Genomic DNA, 9,865 nt, shown 5'->3' with positions numbered 1-9,865 from the left:
GCAGTCCGGACACCCTGCCCCGGAGGACCGCCACCGCACCCCGAAAAGCCCCGCGCAGCGGCACCCAGCCCGCCGCAGGCGCAACGGCGAGAAACCACCACGGCGGGCCAGCCGAAAACGTACGGGTCAGAGCAACCGCTTAAGGCGTTCCGCCAACAGGTCCCAGCGCCACCGTTCCTCCACCCAGGCGCGGCCCCGGTCGCCCATGGTGCGGCGCAGGGCGGGGTCCTTGAGGAGGGTGATGATGCGGTCGGCGGCGGGGGTGGGGGCGCCGCCGGGGACGACCCAGCCGGTTTCGCCGTCGAGGACGGCGTCGGGTGCGCCTCCGGAGTCCCCCGCGACCACCGGGAGCCCCGTCGCCGAGGCCTCCAGGTAGACGATGCCCAGGCCCTCGACGTCGAGGCCGCCGCGGCGGGTGCGGCACGGCATCGCGAAGACATCGCCGGCGCCGAAGTGGGCCGGCAGCTCCTCCCAGGGCACGGCGCCGGTGAAGCGCACCGCGTCCGCCACGCCCTTCTCCCGTGCCAGGGCGCGCAGTTCCTTCTCGTACGGGCCGCCGCCGACGATCAGCAGCACCGCGTCGGGCACCGCGGCGACGATGGCGGGCATCGCCTCGATGAGGGTGTCCTGGCCCTTGCGCGGGACGAGGCGCGAGACGCACACCACGACCGGGCGGTCGGCGAGACCCAGCCGGGCCCGTACGGCGTCGCCGCCCGAGCCGGGGTGGAAGGTCTTCTCGTCAACACCGGGCGGGAGTTGGACCATGCGGGCGGCGGCCTGCGGGGTGAGCGCGGCGGCGATCCGCGAGCGGGTGTACTCGCCGAGGTAGGTGAGGGTGTCGGTGCCCTCGCCGATCCGGCGCAGCAGCTGGCGGGCGGCGGGCAGCTGCGCCCAGCCCGCCTCGTGGCCGTGCGTGGTCGCCACGATGCGGCGCGCACCGGCCGAGCGCAGCGCGGGCGCCATCAGGCCGAGCGGCGCCGCGGCACCGAACCACACGGAGGAGCAGCCGTGTTCGCGCAGCAGGGCGGTGGCCCGGCGGGTCACCCTGGGCGTCGGCAGCAGCATGGTCGTACGGTCCCTGACCACGGGGAACGGCTGCTCGGCGTCGAACGCGGCGGTGGCCGCGAGACCTTCCTCGCTGCGCTTCCAGGTGGAGGCGTAGACGACGACCTGGGCCGGGTCCAGGCGCAGCGCCATGCTGTGCAGGAAGGCCTGGATGCCGCCGGGCCGGGGCGGGAAGTCGTTCGTGACGATCAGGGTCTTGTGCACGCTGGTCTCTCGACGGTCGGTCCGAGCGGTCGGTCTCGGCGGTCCGTCCCCGACAGTACCGGGCACCGCCGCGCCGGGGTCGGGCCGGTCCGCCACGCCCGTGTTCCTCCGCGACCGTGACCGCGCGCTCCCGGCATGATGCAGGGGACAGCGGGAAGGGGCGGCGACGAGGTGGCGATGACCAGCGGTGGCGGAGTGCGTGGCGGGTGGCTTCCGGTCGTGGGCTGGGCCGTGACCCGGACCGTGGTGCTGCTGTGTGTGCTGAGGGTGGTGGTGCTGCCGGGTCCGGATGTCACCACCGATGTCTCGGTGATCTACCAGGGCTGGTACGAGGTCCTGAAGACCGGCACGTTCCCGCTGGACGATGTGACCTGGCAGTACCCGCCGGCCGCCGCGCTCGCCGTCCTCGCGCCCGGGATGCTGCCCTTCCTCGACTACGCCCCGGCGTTCTTCGCCCTGGTGCTCGTCACGGACGCGGCGGTGCTCGCGCTCCTGCTGCGGGCCGGCCGGCGGCCCGGCAACCGGCCTGCCGGGGCCTGGGTGTGGATCGCGGGCGTGGCGCTGCTGGGCCCGACCGCGTACGCCCGCTACGACCTGCTGGTCACCGCGGTCGCGGTCGCGGCGCTGTTCGCGGCCGTACGCCGGCCGCGGGTGGCGGGTGCGCTGGTCGCGTTCGGGGCCCTGCTGAAGGTCTGGCCGGCGCTGCTGCTGGCCGGCGCGGCGCTGCGCGGCGCCCGGGCGCGCGCCCTGTGGCGGAGCGCGGGCGCCACCGCGGCCGGGCTGACGCTGTTCTTCGTGGTGGCCGCGCCGGGCGCGCTGGCCTTCCTCACCTTCCAGCGCGACCGCGGTACGGAGATCGAGTCGCTCGGCGCGCTGGTCTTCCATATCGCCCGCCACTACGGGTGGGACGGCCAGGTGCTGCTCCACTACGGCTCGGTGGAGTTCCTGGGGCCGGGCGTCCCGCTGGTCAGCGTCCTGGCGCTGGCGCTGAGCGGGCTGGCCCTGGGCTGGCTGGTCCTGTGGCGGGTACGGGCCGGGCGCGTCACCCGGGCGACGCTGTGCGACGCGGCCTTCACCGCCACCCTGCTCTTCACCACCACGAGCCGGGTGATCAGCCCGCAGTACATGCTCTGGCTGGTGGGGCTGGCCGCGGTGTGCCTGACCGTACGGGCCAGCCGTCAGGCGCTGCCGGCGGTGCTGGTCCTGCTCGCCACCGGGCTCACCCAGCTGGAGTTCCCGGTCTGGTTCGCGCACGTCGTGGCGAGCGATGCGCGGGGTGTCGCACTGCTGGCCCTGCGCAACGGGCTGCTGGTCGCCGCGTCGCTGCTCGCCTGCCGCCGGCTGTGGGCCGCCTCCCGCGGGCCCGCGGACGGTACGGAGCCCCTCAGCGCCGCAGCTCCTGCCGCACATACGCCCGCCACAGTCTGGTGAACTCCGCGAGGCCGACGCCCAGTTGGGCCCGCAGGGTGCGGTCCGTGCGCTCGGCGCGGTCGGCGCGGGCCGGGGTGCGGTGCCGAGTCCCGGTGGCCGGCGCCGCCGGGCGGGCGTCGGCAGGTGTCGCCGTGGCCGCTTCCATCGGCGCGCCCGCGCCCCCCGGCACCGACGTGCGCAGCGCGCTGCGGCCCGCCGCCCGGTAGAAGGCGATCAGCTTCGCCTCGCCCCACTTCTCGGCGATCATGCGGCAGGCCAGCCAGCTGCCCTCGTACGCCTTGGCCAGCCGGTCGGCGCCGGCCCGGAAGCCGAAGTCCGCGTCGGTCGGCAGCTTGGCGGGGAGGTCGCCGGTGTGCACCGCGCGGGTCAGCTCGGGGGCGGTGGTGGTGGCCTTGCGGTGGGTGTCGCGGTAGGCGACCCAGTCGGCGAAGCCCTCGGAGAGCCACAGGGGGGTGGCCGCGGTGGTGACCGTACGGGTGGCGACGTGGGTGGTCTCGTGCGTGAGGACCACCTTGCGGCCCAGGTCGTTGAGCTCCTCGTAGGCATCGGGGTTGATGATCACGCGGTCCGCGGGCGCGGCCGTGGTGACGCCCGCCTCACCGGTGGTGACCGCCGCGATCCCCAGGTAGCCGGACGGGTCGTCGCTGCCCATCAGCTGCGCCATCCGCGCGACCGAGTCCGGCGCCTCCACCACGACCTTCCGCGCCCACTTGCCCTTCCAGGCCGCGGAGACCGCGGGCACCGCCTGGTCCGCGCGGCGCGCCAGGTCCTTGAGCCGGTCCGGGTGTGCGGCGCCGCCGAGGACCAGGCTGTGCCGGCCGCGGACCACCCGGACCGGGCCCTGGTCCCACAGCTGGCGGGTGCCGCTCTTGCCGGCCGCGGCGCCGTCGGTGTCCGAGGAGATCAGCCAGCGGCCGTCGCGCTCGGTCAGGGTGAGGTACTGGGCGGCGCTGACCGGCGCGGTGTCGTAGCCCTTGAGGCGGTAGTGCAGCCGGACCTTCGCGGCCAGCCGTTCGCCGGTGCCGGGGCCCGGGAGCGGGAAGGCGCCGATGGAGTCGAGGTCGTAGCGCCAGTCGGCCAGCGGTACGCCCGCGAGGTGCGCGAACACGGCACGCTGGCGGGCGCGGAAGCCGGCGGCCCGGGGGTCGACGGCGGCCAGGAAGCCCGCCTCGTCCCGCTGCTCGACGGCCCGCGCCCGGGCGTCGAGCATCCGCTGGACGTCCGGGAAGCGGGCCGATGACGCGGTCCTGGGGGTGCAGCCGGCCAGCGGGACGAGCAGCGCGAGGGCGCTCAGGGCGGCGCAGCCCGCCGCCCCGGCCCGCGACGGCCGTCTCGCCCGCTGGTGTGACATGCGGCCGATCGTAATTCCGGCCCGGCCGGGGCAAAAACGCTGGGTCGCCGCCTCAGGGCCTGGTGACGGACGAGATCGGCATCATTCCGACCGGGTCGTAGCGCACCTTGGCGCCCGGATAGGGCGCGTGCACGACCTGGCCGTTTCCGACGTACATGCCGACGTGGCTGGCATCCGAGCGGTAGATGACCAGGTCACCGGGCTGCACCTGGCCGAGCGGCACCTGCCGGCCGGCGCCGCGCTGGGCCTGCGAGGTACGGGGCAGCCAGACGCCGGCCCAGCTGTAGGCCCATTGGGTGAGTCCGGAGCAGTCGAAGGCCCTGGGGCCGTTGCTTCCCCAGGCGTAGGGGGAGCCGACGGCGGCGCGCACCGCGGCGACGGCGTCGAAGGCCCGTCCGGAGACCGGTGCCGCGCCACCGAGGTCGGGGATCACCTCGATGCGCCCGTCGCTCCTGGATACCCGGTCGTAGGCCGCCCTGACGTCCTTGGGGAGCGCGTTGAGCAGCCGCTGCGCGGTGGCCAGCTTGCGCTGGACGTCCTTCTTGTGGCGGACGGCCTGCCGGCGGCTGGACTCCAGCTCGGCCAGCGTCACGGCGGCCTCCCGGCGCTGCTGCTCCAGGGAGCGCTGCGCCGCCTTCAGTTCGCGCAGCCGGCCGGCCTGGGCGATGCCGAGGCGGTCGAGCGCGGAGGCCTTCTCCAGGAAGCCGTCCGGCCCTTCGGAGAGCATCAGCTTGAGGGCGGGGTCGATCCCGCCGGCCCGGTACTGGGCGGCGGCCAGCGCCCCGATCCGGCCGCGCAGGCGGTTGACCCGCTCCTGGGCGCGGGCGGTGCGGTCCTGGAGGGTGGCCGCCTCGTCGCGCAGCTCCCTGACCCGGGCGTCGGCGCCGTTGAACTTGTCGGTGGCCCGCTCCGCCTGCTCGTAGAGCTCCGCGACCCGGGCGGTCGCGGCGTCCCGGGTGGCCGGGAGGTCGGCGGGGGCGGCGGACGCCTGCGGTGTGGAGAGTCCGGCGGCCGCGGTCGCCAGGGCGGACAGCACGGTGACCCCGGTGAGGGTGGCCTGGCCGTGCTGCGAGGGACGGCGGTGGGACGCCACGAGAGCCGCACTCCTTCCGATGGGGGTCTCCCCTGCCCGTGGGGTCCCCCTGCGTGAGCGGAGCCGGGAGCGTGGGGGAGCAGCCGAGAGCTTGGGGAACCCGCTGCGCCGGGAGGGCGCGCGGTGAACCGGTGCTGCGAGGAGCAGACAGTAGCGGCGGTGGCGCACACCGGCCAAAAGCCCCATTCGGTACGCAAAAAGCCGCCCCGCCGGTGACTGTGCAGGTCACCGGCGGGGCGGGAAGTCAGCGACGAAGGCCGCAATTCGCCCGTTCGGGCGGCAGGTTGAGACGTTTGTGAGGCTTTTCAGACCCGGACGCCGAACATGAACGGCATGTTGTTGATCGACTCGTAGCGCACGTTGGCGCCCGGCTTCGGGGCGTGCAGCACCGTACCGTTGCCCGCGTAGAGGCCGATGTGGTGCAGGTCGTCGTAGAAGAGCACCAGGTCGCCGGGCTTGAGGGCGTCCTGCGAGCCGATCCGGGTACCGGCGTTGGCCTGCGCCTGCGAGGTGCGCGGCAGCGACTGGCCGGCCTGCTGGTACGCCCAGGAGGTCAGACCCGAGCAGTCGAAGGACGACGGGCCCGTGGCGCCCCAGACGTAGGGCGAACCTATCTTGGACTGGGCGGCGGCCAGGGCGGCCGCACCGCGCTGCGAGGCGGGCACGTCGTCGCCGAGGTCGGCGCGCTCGTTGCTGCGGTCGGCGCGGGCCTGCTCGGCCTCCATGGCCGCCCGCTCCTTCGCCGTCAAGGTGTTGAGCAGCGCCTGCGCCTTGGCGAGCTTGCTCTTGATCTCGTCCTTCTTCTCGCCGAGCGCCTTACGGGTCTCGGAGAGGTCCTCGATCTTGCTCGCGGCCTCCGCGCGCTCCTGGGCGAGCCGGCGCTGCTTGTCCGCGACGGTCTTGAGCTGCTCGGCCTGCTTGCCGCTCAACTGGTCGAGGGTGGCGGCCTTTTCGAGGTAGGTGTCCGGGTCGCCGGAGAGGAACAGCTGGACCGAGGGGTCGATGGACCCGCTGCGGTACTGGCCGGAGGCGACCGAGCCGAGGCCCTTGCGGAGCTGGTTGAGCTCACCCTGGCCGCGCGCAACCTTGTCCTGGAGGTCGTCGACCTCCTTCTGGAGCTTGTCCTGCTGCTCCTTGACTCCGTTGTACTTCTCGGTGGCCTGCTCGGCCTGCTCGTAGAGCTTGTCGACCTCGGACTTGACGTCCTTCTTCGACTGGCCCGGGTCGGCCTGGGCGACCTGGGACGAGAGGGCGACGGCCGCCGCGGCGGTGGCGGTGAGCACGGTCACGCGGGTACGGCTCGGCTGCTTGGGTCGACGGTGGGACGCCACGGGGGCGAGCTCCTTCTTCCTCCAGCCGCCTACCGGGAAGTGGGGGGGTTGAGACCCCGGCTCCGCGTGAACGCCGCGGACTCGGCGGTACCTTCACTGTTCACCCCGGTTGGATGATCACCTGTATGAAGGTTCGCGCCCGACCTTAGTAACCGAGCTGTGATCGCTTCAAATCCTCATAGGAAAAATCTGCGCCACAAACCTCATCCTTTACCAACATCACACAGGCAGTGAGCGCCAATTGACACTGAGAGACGAATGACAGGCAATTTCTTCCGCGGTCCGAAAGTCCGGATCCCGCCCCCGTATCAGGTACGGGCAAGTCGCTTGAGGAGCAGGGCGGATGCGACCGGCCGCGCCCCGGCCTTGGCCACGCCGTCGGCCACTTCCCGGTCCGTGGAGACCACGACGACCGGGCGGCCGGGCGGTTCGGCACGTACGAGCTGACGAATCAACTCATCGGCCGTTACGCCCGGTTTGCTGAACAGCACCCGGACCCCGCGCGGGGGCGCCAGCAGCACCGGTGCCGCCAGCTCCGCGCCGTCGAAGACACAGGTCATCTCGGCCCCGGTCTGCGCCGCCAGCACCGCGAGGCCGCCCAGCAGGCGCAGCCGCTGCTTGTCGAGCGGCATGGTCGGATAGCCGGTTTTGGTGACGTTGTAGCCATCCACCACCAAATGCGCCTGCGGCAGCGCCAGTAGCTGGTCGAGCAGCGCCGGGTCCGTCTCCGACAGCGCGCGGGTCGCGATGTCCTTGGGGGTCATCCGGCCCGGCGCGACCGCCTCGACGGTGTCGGCCGGATGGACGTTGGCGGGCGGCAGCGCCAGTTCACGGCGCAGGCCCTGGGCGGCGTCGAGCACCGTGTCCAGCAGCAGCCGCAGCCGCATGTCCTCGACGCTGCGGCCCTCGCGGACGGCCCGCCGGCTGGTCTCCAGCGCCGTCTCCGCCTCGCCGATCCGGGCCTTGAGCCGGCGCACCTCGCTGTCCGCGGTGCTCTTCTCGGCGGCCGCCCGGTCCCGCGCCTCGGCCAGCGCCGCCTCGGCCTTGCGCACCGCCGCCTCACCGCGCTTGACGTCGCTCAGCGCGCTGCGCAGCTTGCGCCGCAGCGTCTCGTTCTCCTTGCGGGCGGCTTCCAGGTCCGCCCGGATCTGCTCGGTGTCCGCCCGCGCCTCGTCCCGCGCCTGCGCCAGCTCCTCGCGCAGCCTCGCCAGCTCCCGTTCGGCCTCCTCGCCGGCCCGCTCGGCGCGCGCCCGCTGCGCCTCCTCGCCGGCCGCCGCGACGAGCTTGACCCAGCCCTCCGGCCGCAGCACATAGGCGGCCGCGGCGACATCGAGCGGATCGGCGGCGGCGGGCGGGGTGCCGTGCTCCAGCGCCTCGGCGAGCTCCGGCTGGGCCTCCCGCAGCTTGCCGGCGATGCGCTGCCGGAAGACCGCGTCGCTCTCCAGCGTCGCGGCCATCGCGTTACCGGCGAACTTGGCCCGCCGGGTCGGGGTGAACCGGGCGTACTGCCGCAGCGGGGCGGGGAGTTCGGCGACCGTCAGCGCACCGAAGGACTCCGCGGTGAGCGCCACGACCCGGCGCCGTACGCCCTCGGGCAGCGGACGGTCGAGCACCTCGTCCGCCGCACCCGCAGGTGCGTCGTGACGCTCGGCCCCCGGCTCCCCTTCTGGACGGTCCACCACGGCTGTCTCGCTCCGATCTCAGGCGCTCGCGCCCGGACGGTCCACCAATTCGATCTGGTCGACCGCATTGCACCAGCGGCAGCGCACGGACTCGATGCTCTCACTGAGGACCTCGCGCTCCTCCACCTTCGGCTCCCCGGCCAGGTCCAGGTGCACGTACTCCACGACCTTGGCCTGACGGGTCACATCGAAACGGGTGAGGTTGCCGCACAGCGTGCAGCGCCACCGGGTCTCGGCCGTCGGCAGGGGAACAGCCATCGTGTCGTCCTCTTTCGTACTCGTCGATCTCGTGCTGCTGCGCCGTTCACGCGGTGCGCCGTCGGACTGCGGAAGTAGGCAAGGTACTGCCTGCAACCCTACGGCCTGTTGGGGGGCGGGTGCGGGCCCTGCCCAGGAGCCGGGATGCGGCGAGGCACTCTGTCCCGATTGCCCGCATTACGCCATGATCACTTCATGACGGCGCCGGCTCCCCCTCCCCGTTCACCCCGTACCGGGCGCTCCGCGCGCTCCCGTTCTCCCCGCCAGTTCGCCCTCCTCCCCCGCCCGCCGCACCCCACCCGGTCCCTGACCGCGGTGTGCTCGCGGCTGACGAATGTGCTGATCGGCCTGTGCTGTGCGGTCTTCGTACTCGGCCCCGCCTCCGGCCTGAACCCGGTGTACGGCACCGGCGACGCCCTGCTGAAGGCCCAGGCCGCGTACTTCGAGCGGTGGGGCGTGATCCCGCTGGAGCTGTGGAGCGGTTCCCTGCGGGTGCTGATCACCCCGCTCACCGCGCTGTTCGTGCACGGCAGCTGGCTGCATCTGCTCGGCAACATGCTGTTTCTGTACGTCTTCGGCGGGATGGCCGAGGCGCGGATGGGCCGGCTGCCGTTCGCCGCCTTCTACCTCATCATCGGCTACCTGGCGCTGCTCGGCTACGCGGCCGCGCACGCCTCCTCGGGCCAGACCCTGGTGGGCGCCTCCGGCTCGATCGCCGGCGTCCTGGGCGCCTTCCTCTACCTCTTCCCCCGGGCCCGCGTCACCAGCGTCTTCCCCTTCCTCCTCTTCCTCCCGCTGCGCTTCCCCGCCTGGATCGTGCTGCTCTTCTGGTTCTTCCTCCAGTGGCAGGCCGCCCGCCACGACCCCAACGGGCCCGGCGTCGCCTACCTCGCCCACGTGGTCGGCTTCGCGCTCGGCTTCCTGTACGCCTGGGCCCGCTACCGGAGGGATAGTGTGGGGGTCACCAGGGCGAATGACCCGGCGACCGAGGGAGAGAGCCAGCCGTGATCACGTCGATCGTGCTCATCAAGACCAGCGTGGACCAGATCCCGGAGATCGCCGAGAAGATCGCCGCGCTGGACGGCGTCAGCGAGGTCTACTCGGTCACCGGCGCGCACGACCTCATCGCCATGGTCCGCGTCGCCGCCCACGACGACCTGGCGGACGTCATCCCCGGCCGCATCAGCAAGGTCCCCGGCGTCGCCTCGACGGAGACCCACATCGCGTTCCGGACGTACAGCCAGCACGATCTCGAAGCGGCGTTTGCGATCGGCCTCGACGCGTAGGTTTCGCCTCCCGCACGTTTTCGGCTTTCCCGCCGTGGGGGTTGCGCTTGTTTCGCCTGCGGCGGGCGTTGCCGCTGCGCGGGGCTGTTCGGCTGCCGGTGACGGTCCTCCGGGGTAGGGGTTTCGGACTGCTTCGCTTTACGTCCGAAACCCCAACCCCTCCG

The 9,865-nt window shown here is 73.1% G+C and carries 9 protein-coding genes; 3 read left to right on the top strand and 6 right to left on the bottom strand.

Translation table 11 applies throughout. The features are described from left to right. Window positions 1–126: 126 nt before the first annotated feature. Window positions 127–1,269 (bottom strand): glycosyltransferase family 4 protein, encoded by a 1,143-nt coding sequence (locus ACWD6P_RS36480; protein WP_451448513.1) that lies wholly within the window; start codon window positions 1,267–1,269, stop codon window positions 127–129. Between the two features lie 177 nt (window positions 1,270–1,446). On the opposite strand from ACWD6P_RS36480, the gene ACWD6P_RS36475 reads away from it, so the two are divergent. Next, window positions 1,447–2,700 (top strand): glycosyltransferase 87 family protein, encoded by a 1,254-nt coding sequence (locus tag ACWD6P_RS36475; RefSeq protein WP_451448515.1) that lies wholly within the window; start codon window positions 1,447–1,449, stop codon window positions 2,698–2,700. On the opposite strand, the gene ACWD6P_RS36470 is transcribed toward ACWD6P_RS36475, so the two are convergent. The 5 genes from ACWD6P_RS36470 to ACWD6P_RS36450 form a co-directional block, all read right to left on the bottom strand. Beyond that, entirely contained in the window at window positions 2,654–4,051 is a 1,398-nt protein-coding gene (locus ACWD6P_RS36470; protein ID WP_451448512.1) for a hypothetical protein, read from the bottom strand. The two genes, ACWD6P_RS36475 and ACWD6P_RS36470, sit on opposite strands and share 47 nt — an antisense overlap. A 52-nt stretch (window positions 4,052–4,103) precedes the next feature. After that, entirely contained in the window at window positions 4,104–5,144 is a 1,041-nt protein-coding gene (locus tag ACWD6P_RS36465) for an NlpC/P60 family protein (RefSeq protein ID WP_451448511.1), read from the bottom strand. 305 nt (window positions 5,145–5,449) lie between these two features. Beyond that, window positions 5,450–6,475 carry an NlpC/P60 family protein gene (locus ACWD6P_RS36460; protein ID WP_451448510.1) on the bottom strand — a complete coding sequence of 342 codons (1,026 nt, stop codon included), beginning with the start codon at window positions 6,473–6,475 and terminating at the stop codon, window positions 5,450–5,452. A 308-nt stretch (window positions 6,476–6,783) separates the two neighbouring features. Beyond that, complete coding sequence (locus ACWD6P_RS36455; protein WP_451448509.1) at window positions 6,784–8,157, bottom strand: NYN domain-containing protein; 1,374 nt, start codon at window positions 8,155–8,157, stop codon at window positions 6,784–6,786. An 18-nt stretch (window positions 8,158–8,175) separates the two neighbouring features. Then, on the bottom strand, window positions 8,176–8,415 hold the full coding sequence (locus ACWD6P_RS36450; RefSeq protein WP_030415459.1) for a hypothetical protein: 240 nt from the start codon (window positions 8,413–8,415) through the stop codon (window positions 8,176–8,178). A gap of 327 nt (window positions 8,416–8,742) precedes the next feature. On the opposite strand from ACWD6P_RS36450, the gene ACWD6P_RS36445 reads away from it, so the two are divergent. Beyond that, a complete protein-coding gene (locus ACWD6P_RS36445; protein WP_451448514.1) occupies window positions 8,743–9,423 on the top strand; it encodes a rhomboid family intramembrane serine protease in 681 nt (226 codons plus the stop codon). Further along, window positions 9,420–9,701 (top strand): Lrp/AsnC family transcriptional regulator, encoded by a 282-nt coding sequence (locus ACWD6P_RS36440; protein WP_006606094.1) that lies wholly within the window; start codon window positions 9,420–9,422, stop codon window positions 9,699–9,701. The genes ACWD6P_RS36445 and ACWD6P_RS36440 overlap by 4 nt, the downstream gene beginning before the upstream one ends. The last annotated feature ends 164 nt before the right edge of the window (window positions 9,702–9,865 follow it).

The organism is Streptomyces sp. NPDC002446, from assembly GCF_053595675.1.
Note: the sequence above shows the minus strand (reverse complement) of the source record. Positions and strands in the feature narration are given on the sequence as shown.